The organism is Azomonas agilis, assembly GCF_007830255.1.
GTDB lineage: Bacteria > Pseudomonadota > Gammaproteobacteria > Pseudomonadales > Pseudomonadaceae > Azomonas > Azomonas agilis.
Genome location: NZ_VLKG01000009.1, coordinates 54,981 through 75,254, shown reverse-complemented (window position 1 = coordinate 75,254; position 20,274 = coordinate 54,981). Strand labels below are relative to the sequence as shown.

The window sequence follows — 20,274 nt, the reverse complement described above, 5'->3', positions numbered from 1 at the left end:
AGGTCAAGAAACCCTAAAGTTAGGAACGAGTCGCCAGTGAATTTCAGCAAATGCTATTGATTACCACTTGACAGTAAAGCCTATTTACAAGTTATACATTCCTTACAAATCATACATTTACAAGCTATACACTTTGCAAAACCAAATTAAGGCGCAACCCCGATGAGGTATTTTCTGCCCATAGTCGTCCTCCTTGCTGTGTAATCATGCGTTTAGCGATGGCTAACCCCAGTCCAAAACCATCTCCGCCGGGTCGATCGGCACACAGCCGGGTAAAGGGTTGAAAGATTTTTCCTAAATCCTCTTCTGGAACACCCGACCCCTGATCCTCAATCCACAGCAACCAATGGCCGTCTACCATACGCTGCCCACCCAACATCACTTTGCCTTGAGCGGGCGAATGCCGAATAGCATTACGCAAAATATTCTCCAAAGCTCTGGCAAGACCGTTCAAATTAGCGCGCACGCTGCAATGTGCTGGAAGCTCACAGGGAAAGCGCTCCAAACTCCAACCGGACTCAAAACGGGCATCCTCACACAATACATCCCAAAGGGCGGGAACATTAACGGGCTCTAAGCTAAAGTTGGGCTGTTCTGTATCCAACCAAGCCAGCTCTAAGGTGCTATTGACCAACGAACTCATCAGCCCTATTTCGCGTTCTACTCGAGTACGCCACTCCTCCAAACTAAGCGGCATCTCACAGGCAACCTGTAGACGACCTAAAGGGGTGCGTAATTCATGGGATAAATCCCGCAGCAATCGGCGTTGCTGAAGAATGGAGGATTGCAAACGATCCGCCATATGTTGCAAGGCACGCCCTAGCTCGCCCAATTCATCCTGCCGTCTTGCCATGTTGGGATCTAAAGAAAGCCCCAATTGACCGGCTTTCAAGGCATTGGCTTGCTGAGACAGATTGGCCAAAGGAGCGATAAGCACTTGATACAGACCAATACCAAACAATAAGGCCAATATCACAGGAGGCAGATAGCGCACCGCAACCACAATCAGATCTTGGTACTCCCAAGGTAAAAAGCGCTCGGGAAGCTGAATGGCCAAATGCCCTTGCTCATTAGGGAAAGGCACATCAATTAAAGGCGGTATGGGAGATCGCCTACTCATAGGCATATGAAGCTGACGCATGGAGGTGAGGCGGTCGTACAGGTCTTCTGGAAAAGGGGGGGTACTTAAAGGCTGTAACTGATTGTCTACCACCATAATTAAGCCTTGCTCGCGCATTCGCATGCGCTTTAAAAAGGAATCCACAGTACCCGCCCATGCGGCACGTTCTGCTTCTAACGCATAAATACTTAATACCTGTTTTGCTTCAACGGAAAGAAATGCCGTTTTTAACCTAATTTGGTCAACCCAAGCCCCCGATAATGAAATAATCAATAAGCAAAACATCACCAAAAGCGCAGCTAACTTCCATAGCAACGAATAACGACTTAGCGACATTCAAAGCTGTCCTGTACGTTTAATACGTACCCTCGACCCCATACGGCTTCTAACCTGATTTTTTGCCCACCGACCGGCATCAATTTGCGCCGGATATTACTGATATGCATATCCAAACTACGATCATGTTGAGCATAGCCCCGCCGCAAAACGTGCTGGTATAAAAAGGCTTTGGTAAGGACTTCTCCTTGATGTTGCGTCAAGGTTTCCAGCAAACGGTACTCGGTAGGAGTTAAACCTACCCATTGATCCTGCAAGCGAACATCACCCTGCTCTTCGTCAAAGTGTAATGCCAATTGATTTTGGTTAGAGCTCACCGGAGGCATGCCACGCTCATAGGCCACCCGCCGTAAAATGGCCTCAACCCGAACCTGTAACTCATTCATACTAAAAGGCTTGGGTAGGTAGTCATCAGCGCCGCAGCTAAAGCCGGTAATACGCGCTTGCTCGTCCCCCAAAGCCGAAATCAAAATGACGGGAACCTGATGCGAAGAGCGCCGCAAATGGCCCAACAACTCCAAGCCATCTAAGTTAGGCAGTAAAATATCCAACAAAATCAAGTCAAAATTTTGTTGGCAAGCCCACTGCAAACCTTTTTGACCGTCGCGGCACAGGGTTACGTTAAATCCACGCTGCGTTAAATGCTGACTCAGGTGCTGACCCAGTAAGGCATCATCCTCAATAGCTAGAATCTGCTGTTCATGGTAAGGCTGCATAACACACCACAAATGAAAAAGATTCTATTTTAATTCCAAACAAGAAAACACTCTGACTTCCCGAAGGCTCTCTATAGGGGCTGTTCTGTACAAAATTTACAGAGCAGCCCCTATCAATCAGGAGGTAATGCGGTGCCGCCGCCGAGCCTCGATAATATTCGGAAGCTGAGAAATACGCCCTAATAAGCGGCCCAGAGCGTCCAAACTAGGAATCTCAATGGTCAAAGACATATGGGCCGTGCTGTCTTCTTTATTGGACTGAGTATTCACCGAAATCACGTTGATTTTTTCATTCAGCAATACTTGGGAGATATCCCGCAGCAAGCCTGCTCGGTCGTATGCATGAATGAAGATTTCCACCGGATAAGTTTTCTCCGGTTCTGGCCCCCAGCTTACTTGAATGATGCGCTCAGGCTCGCGGCTGGCCAACTGTAGTGCATTGGCGCAATCTTGCCGGTGAATACTGACCCCGCGCCCCTGAGTGATGTAGCCAATGATGGGATCACCGGGCAAGGGATGGCAGCAGCCTGCAATCTGCGTCATCAGGTTGCCAACCCCTTGGATCTGTACATCATCCCGCTTCCCTACCCGAGGCGTTGGGGTTTTGCGCGGAATCAGTTCAAAGTTATCGGAGTCGCGCTCAGGCTCTACCAATTGTTGCGCTTGATGCACCACCTGATTCAGACGCAGATCGGTCGCCCCGAGGGCGGCGAACATATCTTCGGCAGTTTTAAGGTTTACCCTTTCAGCCAAGAGTTCGTAATTGACGGGCGGTAAATCCAGACGGGCCAATTCCCGCTCTAACATGGCTTTGCCCGCAATTACATTTTGATCACGCGCTTGCAGTTTAAACCAGTGAACAATCTTAGCCCGCGCCCGCGAGGTGGTGACGTAGCCTAAATTGGGATTCAACCAATCACGGCTCGGCGTGCCCTGTTTGCTGGTGATGACCTCAACCTGCTCACCTGTTTGTAGGCTGTAGTTTAAAGGCACAATGCGGCCGTTGATCTTAGCACCACGGCAAGCATGACCTATTTCCGTATGCACACGGTAGGCAAAATCTAAGGGGGTAGCGTTTTTTGGTAGGTCAATCACATGGCCATCTGGAGTAAAGACGTAAACGCGATCCGGCTCAATATCGACCCGCAGTTGCTCCGCCAGCCCACCGATGTCTCCAAGCTCTTCGTGCCACTCCAAGACTTGCCGCAGCCAAGAGATTTTTTCCTCATAGTGGCTTGAGGTGCTGTTTACGTCCGTGCCTTTGTATTTCCAATGAGCACAAACACCCAGCTCAGCCTCTTCGTGCATGGCACTGGTACGAATCTGCACCTCCAATACCTTGCCTTCAGGGCCAATTACGGCAGTATGCAAGGAGCGGTAACCATTTTCCTTAGGGTTGGCGATGTAGTCATCGAATTCCTTGGGAATATGCCGCCACAGGGTATGCACAATACCTAACGCGGTGTAGCAGTCGCGCACCTCTGGAACCAAAACCCGAACCGCGCGCACATCGTAAATTTGGCTAAATTGCAGACCTTTTTTCTGCATTTTGCGCCAGATGGAATAAATGTGTTTGGCACGTCCTTTAACTTCGGCTTTGATCTGGGTATCACTCAAAGCTTCCCTAAGCTGCTGCACCACGGTGGTGATGTACTGCTCACGATCGACCCGCCGCTCATGCAGTAGTTGGGCGATTTGCTTGTATTGCTCAGGCTCTAGGTAGCGGAAGGACAAATCCTCCAGCTCCCACTTGATATGGCCAATCCCCAAGCGATGAGCCAAGGGCGCATAGATGTCAAAGACTTCACGGGCGACCCGTTGCCGTCTCCCTTCGTTTGCATTTTTTACCGCACGGATGGCACAGGTACGCTCCGCCAGTTTAATCAGTGCTACGCGCACGTCATCTACCATAGCGACCAGCATTTTGCGCAGGTTTTCCACCTGAGTTTGGGCGCTGAGCACCATAGACTCACGGGGATTAAGGCTGTCGCTGATGGCGGCCATGCGCAGTACGCCTTCAATCAATTTGGCAACTACCGCTCCAAACTGATGACGCACCTCAGTGAGCTTAATCTTGCCCTCTCGAACCCCGCGATAGAGTACCGCTGCTACTAGGCTGTCTTGATCTAGCTTGAGATCAGCCAATATTTCAGCAATTTCCAGCCCGATTACATGGCTAGGTACCTGAGGGGCTTCCTCATCTTGATGGGGTATCAAGATATCGGCTTGACGTGCGCGCTCACAGGCTTCCTTCAATGCTTGTCGATTCAGGGCTGAATCAATGGCAAGCACATGATCCAACCAGCGATCTAGGTCGATGCTGCCATCGGTCTTGACCGGTTGAGGCGATCTAACCTGTACCATCCTCGTCTTCCTTTTTACATGCGTGCCCTAGTTAGGTCTTAGTCCATTTGGGTTTAGACTCAATCTGCACGCTCAAATAATGCCATTGCTTCTACATGGGCCGTCTGGGGAAACATATCCAATACGCCTGCACGCTTTAAACAGTAACCCGCCTGCTGCAATTGAACCGCATCACGCGCCAAAGTGGAGGGATTACAGGACACATACAAAATCTGCGGCACATGGAGCCTTTTAAATTGGGAAACTACCGCATAAGCACCTTCACGCGGGGGATCTAATAACACGGCACGGGGTTGCTGTATGGCTAACAAGCGGGTTAACTCATCTGGGTTATTCAAATCCGCCTGCTGGAAACACACTGAAGCCAGCTTATTATGTGCCGCATTTTTACTGGCCTGCTCTACCATAGGTGCTACCCCTTCAATACCTAACACGGTCGCTCCTTGACGTGCAAAAGGCAGTGAGAAATTTCCTAAGCCGCAAAATAAATCCAAAACAACGGCCCCAGTGTCCAAAGCTAACCAGTCTAAGGCTTGGTTAATCATAGCTTCGTTAACCCAAGCGTTAACCTGCACAAAATCACAGGGCCGACAATTCAACTGCAAATTCCATTGAGGTAAAGCATAGCTTAACGGCTGAGTCGCATAGACTAAGCTGGGTTCGGCTTGAGTTTGTATCCAAAGTTGAGCCCGGTGGGCTTGGGCAAAGTTTTGCCAACGTTTCTGATCTTCGTCACCAAGCGGCGCGGTCAAGCGCAGTAACAGTGCGGGCTCATTACCACTAAACAGCTCTAGGTGCCCTAAAGCCTTAGGACGCTCTAAGCTACTGACCAACTCCTGCAAAGGCTTAATCAGTGCTTGTAACTCCTGCACCAGCACCGGGCATTCTTGGATAGAAACAATCTCCTGACTGGCCGCCGCCCGAAAACCTAAACGCATCTGCTGAGCTTGATGATCCCAACGCACAGCCAAACGAGCCCGCCGCCGATAAGCCCAAGTAGGACTTGATAAAGGGGCTGCCCAAAACTCAGGCTCTAAACCCGCTCGCTGAAGCTGCTCCGCCAATACCTGCTGTTTTAGCTGAAGCTGCTGGGCCGCTGACACATGCTGTACGGTACAACCACCGCAGCGATCTGCATGGGAACAGGCGGGAGTCTGCCGATCTGGATGCGTGGAAAACCAGCGCTCTGCACGGGCATCAACCACCTTAGCCCGGGCAGATAACACCCGAGCTTCAACTTCCTCTCCCGGCAAGGCATTAATCACAAACCAAGTTGCCTCCCCCAAAAAGGCAATACCTCGCCCGTCATGGGATAGCCGCTCAATCTGCACTCGTTGGCGCTTGCCAACGGGTACAGTCTTAGAGGGAATACCTGCCGTTGATTGGAAACGCAGTCCTGAACTTCGCTTGGCCATTAGCCAAATACACCTGTAGAGAGGTAGCGGTCGCCTCGATCACAAATAATGGCCACAATCACCGCGTGCTCTAGCTCCCGAGAAAGATTCAAGGCAGCCGCTACAGCACCACCTGAGGATACTCCGCAAAAAATCCCCTCTTCCCGAGCCAAGCGGCGCATGGTCTCTTCAGCTTCTCCTTGGGACATATCTACGATCTGATCGACACGCTGAGCCTGATAGATTTTAGGTAAATACTCTTCCGGCCAACGTCGGATTCCAGGAATAGAAGCGCCCTCCATAGGCTGCAACCCCACAATCTGTACACTCGGATTTTGTTCTTTCAAATAACGCGAGACACCCATAATGGTGCCCGTTGTGCCCATAGAACTGACAAAATGGGTGATGGTTCCACCGGTTTGCTCCCAAATTTCCGGGCCTGTGCCCTGATAATGAGCTTCTGGGTTATCGCCATTGGCAAACTGATCCAGTACCTTCCCTTTACCGGCGGCCTGCATACTGAGGGCTAAATCCCGCGCCCCCTCCATGCCCTCTTCTTTGCTGACCAAAATCAGCTCTGCTCCATAGGCTGTCATAGCCGCCTTGCGTTCGGCGGTGGAGTTGTCGGGCATAATCAAAATCATCCGATAGCCTCGAATAGCAGCGGCCATTGCCAAGGCAATCCCCGTATTCCCCGAAGTAGCCTCAATCAAGGTATCGCCGGCTTGGATATCTCCTCGCAGCTCAGCACGGGTAATCATGGATAAAGCAGGACGGTCTTTAACGGAGCCAGCAGGATTATTCCCCTCCAGCTTAACCAGCACAGTATTGGTGGTGTTACCCGGCAAACGCTGCAAACGAACCAAAGGAGTGCGACCGACACACTCAGCAATGGTGGGATACTGGATAGTCATAGCCCTGAATCCACTCAAAGGAAAAGAGTGGCATCATACCGCAAGTACCTGATTCAGTGCCGGTCAGTCCCGGTGCATACCGGGTACTGACGGAGAGAGGAAGATTACTCGTCGAGGAAAGAGCGCAGATGCTCACTACGGGTAGGATGTCGTAGTTTGCGCAAAGCCTTGGCCTCAATCTGACGGATACGCTCACGGGTTACGTCGAACTGCTTACCTACCTCTTCCAAGGTGTGGTCGGTATTCATGTCGATACCGAAACGCATACGCAGCACTTTAGCTTCCCGTGCGGTAAGACCCGATAAAACCTCGCGAGTGGCCTCTTTAAGACTCTCTACGGTCGCCACATCAATAGGAGACTGCATGGTGGAGTCTTCAATAAAGTCACCCAAGTGGGAGTCTTCATCGTCACCAATGGGGGTTTCCATAGAGATGGGCTCTTTAGCGATTTTGAGCACCTTACGGATTTTATCCTCCGGCATCTCCATACGCTCACCCAGCTCTTCGGGCGTAGGCTCGCGGCCCATCTCCTGAAGCATTTGCCGAGAAATACGATTGAGTTTGTTAATGGTCTCAATCATATGTACAGGAATACGAATGGTGCGGGCCTGATCCGCAATCGAGCGCGTAATAGCTTGACGAATCCACCAAGTGGCGTAGGTAGAGAACTTATAACCACGACGGTATTCAAACTTATCTACCGCTTTCATCAAACCAATATTGCCTTCTTGGATCAAATCCAAGAATTGCAGACCACGGTTGGTGTACTTCTTAGCAATAGAAATCACCAAGCGTAGGTTAGCCTCCACCATCTCTTTCTTGGCGCGCCGTGCTTTGGCTTCACCAATGGACATACGGCGGTTGATTTCTTTGATTTCAGCAATGGATAAACCAATTTCCTGCTGTAAATCCACCAGCTTTTGTTGGCAAGCGATGATAGCGTCTTTGTAACGAGCTATAGCTTCAGCGTACTTGGTTTTACCCGAGGCCAAGCTTTCAGGCCAAGCCAGATTGGTTTCTTCGCCAGGGAACTTACTTAAGAAGTCGGCACGCGGCATCCGCGCATCACGCACACATAATTGCATGATGGCCCGCTCTTGCTGACGCACTTGGTTTAACGCACTACGAACCCGGTCTACCAACAAATCATACTGGCGCGGCACCAGCTTGATGGGCATAAACAGCTCGGCTAAGGCTTCTAAGGCTGCAATCCCTTTAGCGCTATCACGACCGTGCTGTTCCAGCACAGCGGTTGTCAGAGCCAATTGATCGGCAACAGCAGTGAAGCGTTGACGCGCTATTTCAGGATCGGGGCCACCATCGCCCTCTTCGTCATCCTCAGAGTCACTACCCTCTTCGTCCTCATCCTCGTCTTTATCATCATCGACAACGGCTTTAGCGGTGGACGCTTGCAGCACAGGCTCAATCTCAGCCTCCACTGCGGCGCCATCGTCATCGGGATCAATATAGCCACTGAGTACGTCGGATAAACGGCCGCTTTCACTCACGACACGCTCATACTCAGACAAAATAGTGGCTACGCTACCTGGAAAATGGGCTACTGCGCCCATCACCTCACGAATGCCTTCTTCGATGCGTTTGGCGATTTCAATTTCGCCTTCACGGGTCAGCAGCTCAACAGTCCCCATTTCCCGCATGTACATCCGCACTGGGTCTGTAGTGCGGCCAATATCGGTTTCAACCGCAGCTAAAGCAGCGGCAGCCTCTTCAGCTGCGGCTTCATCGGTTTCCGCCTCAGACAAAAGCAGAGCATCAGCATCCGGGGCAACCTCGAATACATTGATACCCATGTCATTAATCATGCGAATAATGTCTTCCACCTGCTCCGGATCGGAGATATCCTCAGGCAAGTGGTCGTTGACTTCAGCGTAAGTCAGGTAGCCTTGCTCACGGCCACGCTGAATCAACTCTTTAAGACGGGATTGCTGTTGCGCTTTTCCGGACATAAAACCCTATCCACTGTATAGTCTGGCGGGCCGAACATAAGCTTGAAATTATAGCTTATAATTCTCTATTCGCACCAGATGCTGTTGCAGAACCCTCAGACGCACTGCGTTGTACCAGATGACACAGATGACGCAGACGGTCTTTTTCTTCAATGCCCAATTCAGTCTCACGAGCTTTGCGCAACAAGGCATCAAGGCTGCGCTCGTGTTGTCGGACGATCAGATTATTTATAGTGTCAAAAAATTGTTGTTCAAGGTTATCCTCAGCAATCAGCCACTCTTGCTCTAGCAGACTGATGAGGTGATGTCCTTGTTCCGTTCCGTGGCATCGAGCTAATAACTGTACAGGCTTTAGGTGGGGTGTACTCCCCAACCAGCGGAGCAGCTGACTCAGTAACTGAGTATCAGGATCCGTGTCTAAATCCTCTAAGCAGTCAATGGCGCCCACTCGTTGAGCCAATTCTGGCCGATACAACAGCGTACACAAAGCAATTCGGATGGGCGAATCTGTCTTTTTAGACGCATATCCTGCCTTAGAGGTCACAACAGAAGTTGAACTTTGTCGATCAGCGGCGTTTGTTAGCTCTGCAACAGAAACAGGATTTGATGGCGCAGGCGCAGAGGTTGACCCGCTGATGTCAGATTTAGACGGAGCCGATAAGCCCGTCAGCTCAGTCAGTCGCTGCCGCATCAGTTCTTGTAGGTACGGCCCCGGCACCTGCTCGATTAACGGAGTCAGCAGTTTTTGATAGCGAGCCCTGTCTTCTGGCAGAGATAAGTCCACATCCTCGGCCAGCTTTTTGAAGCAATACTCAACCAAGGTTTGCGCCTGCTGCTGAATGCGCGCAAGAAAGACTTCTACACCCTCTTGCCGCACCAAGGAATCAGGGTCTTCTCCCTCAGGCAAAAACAAAAAACGCACGCGACGACCATCCTCAAGATGAGGCAGTGCCGCTTCCAAAGCACGCCACGCCGCCTCACGTCCTGCTGCATCGCCATCAAAACAGAATAGAATGTTGGGCACTGTGCGAAATAAACACTGAATATGCTTGCCCGTGGTGGCTGTTCCCAGCACCGCTACCGCATTGCGTAACCCTTGTTGGGCCAAGGCGATGACATCCATGTAGCCTTCCACCACCATGATTTCTGTTAGATCACGGTTGAAGCGCCGCGCCTCATACAGACCATACAGCTCGTGGCCTTTGTGAAAGACAGGGCTCTCAGGAGAGTTCAGGTATTTGGGTTTGTCATCACCTAAAACACGACCGCCAAAAGCGATCACCCGTCCTCGCTGATCTCGAATCGGAAATACAATCCGATCCCGAAACCGATCATAGCGCCGTCCGGTTTCAGCATTCTCAAGGATCAAGCCCGCATCCAACATCAAGCGCTGCTGATCGTTATCCGTTCCCAATGCCTGAATCAGGTGATCCCAACCGGGCGGTGCAAACCCTAAGGCAAAATCGCGGGCAATGGCACCAGATAGCCCCCGCCCCTTCAGATAATCAATCGCTAATTGGCGCTTGGGATGCTCTTTTAAGGCCTGTTGATACCAGAGCGCTGCATCTGCTAACAGGTTATAGAGCGGTGTCTTAGGCTCTATTATTCCCTCAGAGCCTCTGGCCTCAGAGGGTATGTCTACACCCACACGATGGGCTAACTCCTCAACAGCCTGACGAAAGTCCAATCGGTCATGGTTCACCAAAAAATCAATAGCGTCTCCCTTCGCTCCACAACCAAAACAGTGATAACGCTGACGCTCAGAACTAACGCTAAACGAAGGGGAACGGTCATCATGGAAGGGACAGCACGCTAAGTGATTTTTCCCACTTTTCTTCAGCGTGATGCGCTCACCAATCAACCCAACCAAATCTACTCGATTTAGCAGGTCATGAATAAAAGACTGAGGGATCGAACCGGACATGGCACGGGGAACTCAAAGCACCAAAGACAAAAAACCCCACAGCGAATTCGCTTTGTGGGGTTTTTTATAGAACGCAGGTGGGAAGCTCCCACCCGTTTCTTAGTACAGACGTACGCTGCGGCGCTGCTCACGCTGAACTTTCTTAGCGTGACGCTTAACTGCTGCGGCCGCTTTGCGCTTGCGCTCAGAAGTGGGCTTTTCGTAGAACTCACGGCTGCGGACTTCAGCCAAGATACCGGCTTTTTCGCAGGAACGCTTGAAGCGACGCAGGGCTACATCAAAGGGCTCATTTTCTTTAACTTTAACAGCGGGCATCCAGGGCTTACCTTCACTTGAGTACGTTGACAACGCGCTTCGGCAAATGGCTCGTAAGCACGATGGTTTTTCAGGGTTGCGGATGTTACTCCCTTAGCCCGTGAAATGCAAAGTGCTCCGGGAAAACACTGGCCGAGGCAGACACTACAGGATAACATGCAGAACTTTGTCTGGCTCAGTGAGCGATGAGGTAGTAAATGCGGGTGTTGGGACTGGAAACCTCGTGTGACGAAACCGGTGTCGCCCTGTACGACAGCCAACAAGGGTTGCTGGCCGATCAATTATTCAGCCAAATTGACTTACACCGCGTCTATGGCGGAGTGGTTCCAGAGCTGGCCTCCCGCGACCATGTGCGGCGTTTACTGCCCCTGATCCGTCAGGTTTTGACGGATGCCCATTGTACCACCGACCAAATTGATGGTATCGCCTACACCGCCGGGCCCGGCCTAGTGGGTGCTTTGTTAGTGGGTGCTTCTTGCGCTCAAGCCTTAGCCCTAGGTTGGGGAATCCCTGCTTTAGGGGTACACCACATGGAAGGGCACTTGCTGGCTCCCATGCTGGAAGCCAATCCTCCGCAGTTTCCCTTTGTGGCGCTCCTTGTATCAGGAGGCCACACCCAACTGATTGAAGTTCAGGGTATTGGCCAATACAAACTCTTGGGCGAATCCTTGGATGATGCAGCGGGCGAAGCCTTTGATAAAACGGCCAAGTTACTGGGACTAAATTACCCTGGCGGGCCTGAAATCGCGCACTGGGCCACAAGCGTTCAAAATAGCCGCTTTCAATTCCCACGTCCTATGACCGACCGTCCCGGTCTCGACTTTAGTTTCAGTGGACTCAAAACGGCGGCTCTGAATGCATGGCAGCAGCACCAGCTAAGCGAACCCGATCGGGATGTACTCCGCGCTGAAATCGCCCACTCCTTCCAACAAGCAGTGGTGGAAACGCTAACGATAAAGTGCCAACGCGCTCTTCAACAGACCCGCCTAAAACGCTTGGTGATTGCAGGAGGGGTGAGTGCGAATCAAGTACTACGCCAAGCCCTAGAGCACATGTTGGTACAGCAAGGCGGTGAGGTATTTTACGCCCGCTCCCAATTCTGTACCGATAATGGTGCCATGATTGCCTACGCCGGTTGCCAACGTCTCATCGCGGGGCAACACGACGGCCCCAGTATTGAAGTACGAGCCCGCTGGCCGATGGAACAGCTATCCCCGATTTAGAAATGCCGTTCCTGCCCCCCCATTAGGGCATAGAGATTAGTTCGGTGTCGCCAAATCAGCAGGCTAGCCAATAAACTCATGGGCAATAAAGCACTGGGGTAATACCACAGCAGCAGAGGTAAACTCAGGGGCAGTGCAATCATAGCGGCCAAAGAGCTAATGCGTGTCCAATAGAAGGTTAAGAGCCAACCGGAAATAGCCAAGATAGCGGCTGGAACACACAAAGCTAGTAACATCCCTGCCGCCGTAGCAATCCCTTTACCGCCTTGGAAGCCAAAAAACACAGGATACAGATGACCGCACACTGCACTAAGACCAATCCAAGCTTGTTGCTGTACGTTTAACCCCAACTCAGCCGCTAACCAAACGGGCAACACGCCTTTGCTCAGATCGCCGACTAAAGTCCATACAGCCCATTTTTTACCCGCGATACGCAGCACATTAGTAGCTCCGGGATTTCCCGAACCATTCATACGTGGATCCGGCCCCTTTGCGCAGCGACAGAGTACAATGGCAAAAGAGATCGAACCCAACAGATAAGCAAACAGGATCAGCAAGTAGAACATGAGCTTTATCCGAATGATCTTCCGATACCAGTCTAGTCAGGCTCTGTTTCCTTGTCGTGTCGTATGAGAGAGAAAATGGATACAGTCTTTATCAAAGGACTCGAAATCGAAACCTTGATCGGTGCCTACACTTGGGAGCGCTCCCTACGCCAATGCCTACACTTGGATTTAGATATGGCGTGGGATATCCATAAAGCCGCGCAAAGCGATGATTTGGAACATGCTCTGGATTACGCTCAGGTGGTGGCCCATATTCAAGCCTTTGCCCACCAAGCACAGTATCAGTTAGTAGAAAGTTTTGCCGATCACTTAGCCGTTCATCTAATGCAAGATTTTGGCATTCGCTGGATGCGCCTTCGCGTGACTAAACCGGGGGTAAACATCCATGCACGGCAACTGGGCATCGAAATCGAGCGTGGCCAGCGATGACTCAAGTAGTTTTGGGTTTAGGCAGTAACCTTGACCCTCAAAAACACCTCTGTGCTGGATTAGAGGCTTTAAACCTACTACTTAAAGACCTGCGCTGCTCCCCCGTATTTGAAAGCTTGGCCGTGGGCTATCAAGGCCCCAACTTTCATAACCTCGTGGTCAAAGGTTACACCGATAGCCCTTTGTTGAAGTTGGATCGCCAATTAAAAGCCATTGAGGCAGACAATGGCCGCTACGCTCCTAATCGCAAAGGTTTGCCCTTGGACATCGACGTATTACTGTACGGAGATCAGGTCGGCACCTTTGGGGGCGAATTGGTTCTGCCGCGCCCTGAGATTCTGTGCAATGCCTTTGTGTTGTGGCCCCTTGCCTTGTTAGTTCCCGAGCAAGCGCATCCTGTGGTGGGCCAGTCCTTTGCTCAACTGTGGCAGGAGTCCGATATTCAACAGCAACTGTGGCCGGTCGCTTTTCAGTGGCACGGGCAATCCCTTACGCCTCAAAGGCTGTTAGAGAGCTTTCCCGCTCCTGCTTGCCTGATAAAGCGCTAAAGCACGCAAACGGGCAGCCTCCAGAGCCTCACCTAAATCGGCACCCTTATAGCCTTGCTCAATCAGAGGCTGAGGCTCTACCTGCCGGGCCACACGCAAAGCTCCGCGTAAATAAGCAGCCTGAGGGTACAGGCGTTGCTCAAAGCCTAAACGACCACGGGAATCCATTTCGCAGGCCGCTATGTACAGTTCAAAGCGTTCCGGACGGCGAAGAGCATCCAACTGTTGCAGGAGCTTGAGCAGGGTGGCGGGCCGTAACTCCAACGCACGGTGCGCATGGGTATGGAACTCACTCACCAATAGAGCCAACTCTTGGCAGGCTTTAGGGACACGCCAACGTTGGTTTAGGGCGCGAATTAAGGGTAAACCTCGGGTTTCATGGGCAATGTGCCGAGGCCATTCACGAGAGTCCGTAGTGCCCTTCCCCACATCATGCACCAAGCCAGCCCAACGCACTTCAAGCGGGTACCGATGCTGAGCACTTTGTTGCAACACTAATAATACATGAGCACCGGTATCAATCTCTGGATGGTGCAACTCAGGTTGAGGGACTCCAAACAGCCTATCCACCTCCGGTAGCAATACGGCTAAAGCTCCGCACTCTCGCAATACTTGAATAAAGACATCAGGATGAGCTTCCATCAATGCCCGACTGATTTCCTTCCAAACGCGCTCGGGTGTTAAGGCCAATAGCTCACCAGACTCCGATAACTGCCGCATCAGGATTAAGGTTTCTGGAGCGACCTGAAAACCCAAATCAGCATAACGTGCAGCAAAACGAGCCACACGCAACACACGCAACGGATCCTCAGCAAAAGCAGGTGAGACATGGCGTAAAACCCGGTGCTGCAAATCTTGCTGGCCACCGTAGGGATCTATGATCTGTCCTTGGGCATCCTCAGCCATCGCGTTAATGGTCAGATCACGGCGGAGTAAGTCTTGTTCCAGCGTCACCTCTGGACTGGTATGGAAGGTAAAGCCGCCGTAACCCTGCCCGGTTTTGCGCTCGGTACGGGCCAGTGCATATTCTTCGCCGGTTTTAGGATGCAAAAATACCGGAAAATCCGCACCCACAGGGCGAAACCCCTGAGCTAATAAATCCTCAACCTGTGCGCCGACAACTACCCAATCCACCTCAGTGACGGGGCGGGCCAACAGCCGATCGCGCACGGCTCCACCTACTTTATAAATCTGCATAAATACCTCCGGTCTATGCGGAGGATAAGGCAAGAGAGGCCAGAATAGAAAAACGGAGGGATACCAGCGCAGGGGAAAAGCCGTATCCCTCCGGGTGCTCCTCAATTAAGTCATGAGCACCGGAAGCCCAGCCGTAGGGCTGGGATCAGGCAAAGGTGGCATATGGTAAGCATTCACGCGCCGATCATCCTGCCAGGACTCCAGATGCACGTTAAAACCCCATAGCCGATGCAGATGTTTGAGTACAGACTCGGTGGACTCTCCCAAGGGTTTACGGTTGTGTTGTTGGTGACGCAAGGTTAGGGAACGATCACCGCGTAAATCCACGTTCCACACCTGAATATTCGGCTCGCGGTTGCCTAGATTGTATTGAGCCGCTAACAGTTCTCGAATCGTGCGATAACCCGCTTCATCGTGAATGGCAGGTACAGTCAGTACGTCTTGCTGGTCATCATCTAACACGCTAAACAGCTTCAAATCGCGGATTACCTTGGGCGAGAGGAACTGCAAAATAAAACTCTCGTCCTTGAAGTCGCGCATGGCAAATTTAAGTGTAGTCAGCCAGTCACTACCGGCAATATCAGGGAACCAGCGTTTATCCTCATCCGTCGGCTCTTCACAAATGCGCCGAATATCACGAAAGATGGAGAACCCCAAGGTGTAGGGATTGATGCCACTGTACCAACGGCTGTCAAAACTAGGCTGATAGATCACCCCAGAATGGGACTGTAAAAACTCCAGCATAAAACCCTCAGTCACTAAACCTTCATCGTACAGATCATTGATTAGGGTGTAGTGCCAGAAGGTAGCCCAACCTTCGTTCATCACTTGGGTTTGTCGTTGTGGGTAGAAGTACTGGGCAATTTTACGCACGATGCGCACCACTTCTCGCTGCCACGGCTCCAGCAAAGGCGCGTGCTTCTCAATAAAGTAGAGGATATTTTCCTGCGGCTCGACAGGGAAGCGCTTGCGCTGAGCTTGGGCCCCACCTTTATCTAAAGCACGGGGAATAGTACGCCACAAATCGTTGACCTGACGTTGCAAATATTCCTCACGGTCTTTCTGACGGCGCTGCTCCTCCTCAGCAGAAATCGGATAAGGCCGCTTATAACGATCCACGCCATAATTCATCAGGGCATGGCATGAGTCTAAAAGGTTCTCCACCGCCGCAATGCCATGACGCTCCTCACAACGGGCGATGTACTGCTTGGCAAACATCAGATAGTCAATGATAGAGCTGGCATCTGTCCAAGTACGGAACAGATAGTTGCCCTTAAAAAAGCTGTTATGGCCGTAGCAGGCGTGGGCAATTACCAGCGCTTGCATGGTGATGGTGTTTTCTTCCATCAAATACGCAATACAGGGATCTGAGTTAATCACGATTTCGTAGGCCAAGCCCATCTGTCCACGTTTGTAACTTTTCTCAGTGGACAGAAAATGCTTACCGTAAGACCAATGACTATAACCAATCGGCATACCCACTGAAGCGTAGGCATCCATCATTTGTTCGGCAGTAATGATCTCAATTTGGTTAGGATAAGTTTCCAAACCATAGCGCTCTCGGGCAATACGACCGATTTCTTGATCGTACTCTTGGATCAGCTCGAAGGTCCATTCCGAGCCGGTGGAAATGGGCTGACGCTTCATAGTGATCCTCTCAACTGACCATACGCCGCTGAAACAGCTCGCGGAATACTGGATAAATATCCGCCGCCGATACTAACTGCTGCTGGGCAAAACTTTCGGGAAAGGCTTCGTGAACATTCTCATATTCATACCATAGGGCTTGGTGTTCGCGGGGGGTGATCTCCACGTAGGAAAAATACTGCACAAAGGGCATGATTTGGTTGATCAGTAAATCGCGGCACACGGGTGAGTCATCATTCCAGTTGTCGCCATCGGAGGCCTGAGCCGCGTAAATATTCCACTCATTGACCGGATAACGCGCCGCCATGATCTCTTGCATCATTTTCAGAGCACTGGAGACGATGGTGCCGCCAGTTTCCCGCGAGTAGAAAAACTCTTGTTCGTCTACCTCTTTAGCGCTGGTGTGATGACGAATAAACACCACTTCGATTTTGTCGTAACTGCGCTTTAAGAACAGGTACAGCAAGATGAAGAAACGCTTAGCCACGTCTTTAGTGGCCTGGGTCATGGAGCCGGAAACGTCCATCAGGCAGAACATGACTGCTTTAGAACTAGGGTTCGGCTGCTTGGTGAGCAGGTTGTATTTAAGGTCAAAGGTATCCAGATAGGGCACCCGATTGATACGGGCTTGCAGACGCTCAACTTCTTGCTCGGTGGCCTGAATTACGTTGAGGTTATCGGGCTCCTCTTGCTTCAGACGGGCTAACTCTGCTTTTAAGGCCTTCAACTCAGCGCGACTGCTGCCGGACAAAGCAATCCGCCGCGCATGGGCCGAACGCAGGGTACGCACGATATTAATCCGCGACGGGTTGCCTTCACTGCTGATACCCGCGCGTACCGTTTTAAAGGTATCGGTTCCCGTCAGGTGACGTTTGACCAGATTGGGCAGTTCTAAATCCTCAAACATAAAGTCGAGGAATTCTTCTTGGGTGATTTGGAAGACAAACTCATCCATGCCTTCGCCGCTGTTGCTGGCCTGACCAGAACCCTGGCCACCGCCGCCGCCATCAGGACGCGGAATGCGCTCACCTGCGGTAAACTCTTTATTCCCCGGATGCACTATGGTTTGACGGCCACCGCGCCCATGATGCAACACGGGTTCGTCGATATCGCGCCCGGGAATACTGATTTGTTCGCCATGCTCCATATCGGTAATGGAGCGTTTGCCCACGGCCTCTTCCACCGCCTTTTTGATGTGGCCGCGATATCGCTGCAAGAAGCGCTGGCGGTTCACCATGCTCTTGTTCTTACCGTTCAGGCGTCGATCAATCACATAACTCATAGGCCCTCCGGCCAGCTTCAAGCGCAGAGCTTCAAGCGGCAACTAACCCGAGCATCTGTGTGTCGGGTACTCAATCCGAAAGCGACAGGGCGAACCTTGGAGAACAACCGCTGCCGCATACAGCTTAGCGCTGTTTTATTGGGATTTTCTGACCCGCAGATACCACTCAGACAGCAAGCGCACCTGTTTCTCGGTGTAGCCACGCTCCACCATGCGGGTAACGAAGTCGGAGTGTTTTTTCTGATCCTCCTTGCTGGCCTTAGCGTTAAAGCTGATGACCGGCAACAAGTCCTCAGTGTTGGAGAACATTTTCTTCTCGATCACCGCCCGCAGCTTCTCGTAACTCAGCCAGCTTGGGTTTTTGCCATTGTTATTGGCGCGCGCCCTCAGCACAAAGTTAACAATCTCGTTACGGAAGTCCTTCGGATTACTGATGCCCGCAGGTTTCTCGATTTTCTCCAGCTCTTCGTTCAACGAGCCACGGTTGAGAATTTCGCCGGTTTCGGGATCACGGTATTCTTGATCCTGAATCCAGAAATCTGCATACAACACATAGCGGTCGAAGATGTTTTGACCGTACTCGCTGTAGGACTCCAGATAGGCCGTTTGGATTTCTTTACCGATGAACTCGACATAACGTGGAGCCAGATACTCCTTCAGATAGCGCAGGTAACGCTCACGCACCTCTGCCGGGAATTGCTCTTGCTCGATTTGCTGCTCCAGTACATACAGCAAATGTACAGGGTTGGCGGCGATTTCCACCGAGTCAAAGTTAAATACGCGGGAGAGGATTTTGAACGCAAAGCGGGTGGAAAGCCCGTTCATACCCTCGTCCACGCCAGCAGCATCGCGGTATTCCTGAATCGACTTAGCCTTAGGATCGGTGTCCTTGAGGTTTTCGCCGTCATACACGCGCATTTTTGAGTAGACGTTAGAGTTTTCCGGCTCTTTCAGGCGCGACAGCACCGAGAATTGAGCCAGCATTTTCAGGGTATCCGGCGCACAATGGGCTCTGGCTAGGGAGCTATGGGCCAACAGCTTGTCGTAAATGCGCACCTCATCCGAAACCCGCAGGCAATAAGGCACCTTGACGATGTAAATCCGGTCAATAAAGGCCTCATTGTTTTTGTTGTTGCGGAAAGTGTGCCACTCCGATTCGTTGGAGTGCGCCAGCACGATGCCGTTGTAGGGAATCGCGCCCAGCCCTTCGGTACTGTTGTAGTTGCCCTCTTGGGTTGCGGTCAGCAGCGGGTGCAGCACCTTGATGGGCGCTTTGAACATCTCCACGAACTCCATCAAGCCTTGGTTGGCTCGGCAGAGGGCACCGGAGTAGCTGTACGCATCCGCATCGTTTTGCGGGAACTCTTCCAGTTGACGAATATCGACCTTACCCACCAACGAGGAGATATCTTGGTTGTTCTCATCACCGGGCTCGGTTTTAGCTACCGCAATCTGATTCAGGATGGAAGGATAGAGCTTCACTACCCGGAACTTGCTGATGTCACCGCCAAACTCTTGCAGGCGTTTGGTAGCCCAAGGCGACATGATGGTGCTGAGGTAACGACGAGGAATGCCGTAATCCTCTTCCAAAATTTGGCTATCTTCTGCGGGATTAAACAGCCCCAGCGGTGACTCAAAAACAGGAGAACCCTTAATGGCGTAAAAAGGTACTTTTTCAATCAGTTGTTTGAGTTTCTCAGCTAATGAGGATTTACCGCCCCCCACAGGGCCGAGGAGATAGAGAATTTGTTTTTTCTCTTCCAAGCCTTGGGCGGCGTGACGGAAGTAAGAAACGATTTGCTCAATGCTGTCTTCCATGCCGTGGAAATCGGCAAAGGCGGGATAGCGACGAATGACTTTGTTCGCGAAAATCCGTGACAAGCGTGGGTCGCTCGCCGTGTCAACAAATTCAGGTTCACCAATCGCCATGAGCATACGCTCGGCGGCGGAGGCGTAGGTTTTGGGGTCTGCCTTGCACAGCTCCAGGTATTCCTGAAGCGAGTACTCTTCTTGGCGAGTGGCCTCAAAACGTTGTTGGAAGTGACTGAAGATACTCATGACTTCACCTCGATCGATGCTCAAGACTGGCAGGCCATTTACTAGAGGTGCCGAGTCTTGTCGCCAAAGAAATCCGGAAAGTGCCTGATCCTGCTGGGCTTCTGTTCGGGCCACTCTGAGTCTTGCAAATGCGATGCCGGATATCAGGAGGCGGCCTGTACTGGAGTTGGCTGCCTGATGCTTTGCTAGGTTTTAGAGGCGGCCAATGAATAGAGAGAAGACAAGCAATCAGACAGACGGCTCCATCCGGGGAGCCTTCTTAAAGCATAGTCGG

The 20,274-nt window shown here is 51.5% G+C and carries 16 protein-coding genes; 3 read left to right on the top strand and 13 right to left on the bottom strand.

Annotation, left to right across the window (positions count from 1 at the left end; all coding sequences use genetic code 11):
* Window positions 1-124: 124 nt before the first annotated feature.
* The 8 genes from LX59_RS11930 to rpsU form a co-directional block, all read right to left on the bottom strand.
* On the bottom strand, window positions 125-1,456 hold the full coding sequence (locus tag LX59_RS11930; RefSeq protein ID WP_144572101.1) for a HAMP domain-containing sensor histidine kinase: 1,332 nt from the start codon (window positions 1,454-1,456) through the stop codon (window positions 125-127).
* Window positions 1,447-2,172, bottom strand: a complete 726-nt coding sequence (locus LX59_RS11925; RefSeq protein ID WP_144572100.1) for a response regulator transcription factor — start codon at window positions 2,170-2,172, stop codon at window positions 1,447-1,449. The genes LX59_RS11930 and LX59_RS11925 overlap by 10 nt, the downstream gene beginning before the upstream one ends.
* Window positions 2,173-2,289: 117 nt before the next feature.
* Window positions 2,290-4,536, bottom strand: coding sequence for a GTP diphosphokinase (relA, locus tag LX59_RS11920; protein ID WP_144572099.1), 2,247 nt, complete (start codon window positions 4,534-4,536; stop codon window positions 2,290-2,292).
* A gap of 59 nt (window positions 4,537-4,595) precedes the next feature.
* Window positions 4,596-5,951: a 23S rRNA (uracil(1939)-C(5))-methyltransferase RlmD gene (gene rlmD / locus LX59_RS11915; protein ID WP_144572098.1), complete on the bottom strand. Its 1,356-nt coding sequence runs from the start codon at window positions 5,949-5,951 to the stop codon at window positions 4,596-4,598.
* Window positions 5,951-6,844 carry a cysteine synthase CysM gene (gene cysM / locus LX59_RS11910; protein ID WP_144572097.1) on the bottom strand — a complete coding sequence of 298 codons (894 nt, stop codon included), beginning with the start codon at window positions 6,842-6,844 and terminating at the stop codon, window positions 5,951-5,953. The genes rlmD and cysM overlap by 1 nt, the downstream gene beginning before the upstream one ends.
* A 104-nt stretch (window positions 6,845-6,948) precedes the next feature.
* Window positions 6,949-8,811 (bottom strand): RNA polymerase sigma factor RpoD, encoded by a 1,863-nt coding sequence (gene rpoD, locus LX59_RS11905; RefSeq protein ID WP_144572096.1) that lies wholly within the window; start codon window positions 8,809-8,811, stop codon window positions 6,949-6,951.
* Between the two features lie 55 nt (window positions 8,812-8,866).
* Entirely contained in the window at window positions 8,867-10,735 is a 1,869-nt protein-coding gene (gene dnaG / locus LX59_RS11900) for a DNA primase (protein ID WP_144572095.1), read from the bottom strand.
* 99 nt (window positions 10,736-10,834) lie between these two features.
* Window positions 10,835-11,050: a 30S ribosomal protein S21 gene (rpsU, locus tag LX59_RS11895; protein ID WP_144572094.1), complete on the bottom strand. Its 216-nt coding sequence runs from the start codon at window positions 11,048-11,050 to the stop codon at window positions 10,835-10,837.
* 197 nt (window positions 11,051-11,247) lie between these two features.
* Here rpsU and tsaD point away from each other — a divergent pair, with 197 nt between their 5' ends.
* Window positions 11,248-12,273, top strand: a complete 1,026-nt coding sequence (gene tsaD / locus LX59_RS11890; RefSeq protein ID WP_144572093.1) for a tRNA (adenosine(37)-N6)-threonylcarbamoyltransferase complex transferase subunit TsaD — start codon at window positions 11,248-11,250, stop codon at window positions 12,271-12,273.
* On the opposite strand, the gene plsY is transcribed toward tsaD, so the two are convergent.
* Complete coding sequence (gene plsY, locus LX59_RS11885; RefSeq protein ID WP_144572092.1) at window positions 12,270-12,839, bottom strand: glycerol-3-phosphate 1-O-acyltransferase PlsY; 570 nt, start codon at window positions 12,837-12,839, stop codon at window positions 12,270-12,272. The two genes, tsaD and plsY, sit on opposite strands and share 4 nt — an antisense overlap.
* A gap of 75 nt (window positions 12,840-12,914) precedes the next feature.
* Between plsY and folB the strand changes: the two genes are divergently transcribed.
* Together folB and folK are read left to right on the top strand one after the other, a co-directional pair.
* Window positions 12,915-13,268, top strand: a complete 354-nt coding sequence (gene folB / locus LX59_RS11880; protein WP_144572091.1) for a dihydroneopterin aldolase — start codon at window positions 12,915-12,917, stop codon at window positions 13,266-13,268.
* Window positions 13,265-13,816 carry a 2-amino-4-hydroxy-6-hydroxymethyldihydropteridine diphosphokinase gene (gene folK / locus LX59_RS11875; protein ID WP_144572090.1) on the top strand — a complete coding sequence of 184 codons (552 nt, stop codon included), beginning with the start codon at window positions 13,265-13,267 and terminating at the stop codon, window positions 13,814-13,816. The genes folB and folK overlap by 4 nt, the downstream gene beginning before the upstream one ends.
* On the opposite strand, the gene LX59_RS11870 is transcribed toward folK, so the two are convergent.
* From LX59_RS11870 to LX59_RS11855, 4 genes are all read right to left on the bottom strand, one after another.
* A complete protein-coding gene (locus LX59_RS11870) occupies window positions 13,775-15,013 on the bottom strand; it encodes a multifunctional CCA addition/repair protein (protein ID WP_144572089.1) in 1,239 nt (412 codons plus the stop codon). The genes folK and LX59_RS11870 overlap by 42 nt on opposite strands.
* A gap of 105 nt (window positions 15,014-15,118) precedes the next feature.
* A complete protein-coding gene (locus LX59_RS11865) occupies window positions 15,119-16,660 on the bottom strand; it encodes a SpoVR family protein (RefSeq protein ID WP_144572088.1) in 1,542 nt (513 codons plus the stop codon).
* A gap of 10 nt (window positions 16,661-16,670) precedes the next feature.
* A complete protein-coding gene (locus LX59_RS11860) occupies window positions 16,671-17,942 on the bottom strand; it encodes a YeaH/YhbH family protein (RefSeq protein ID WP_144572087.1) in 1,272 nt (423 codons plus the stop codon).
* Between the two features lie 135 nt (window positions 17,943-18,077).
* Complete coding sequence (locus LX59_RS11855) at window positions 18,078-20,000, bottom strand: PrkA family serine protein kinase (protein ID WP_144572086.1); 1,923 nt, start codon at window positions 19,998-20,000, stop codon at window positions 18,078-18,080.
* Window positions 20,001-20,274: the final 274 nt, after the last annotated feature.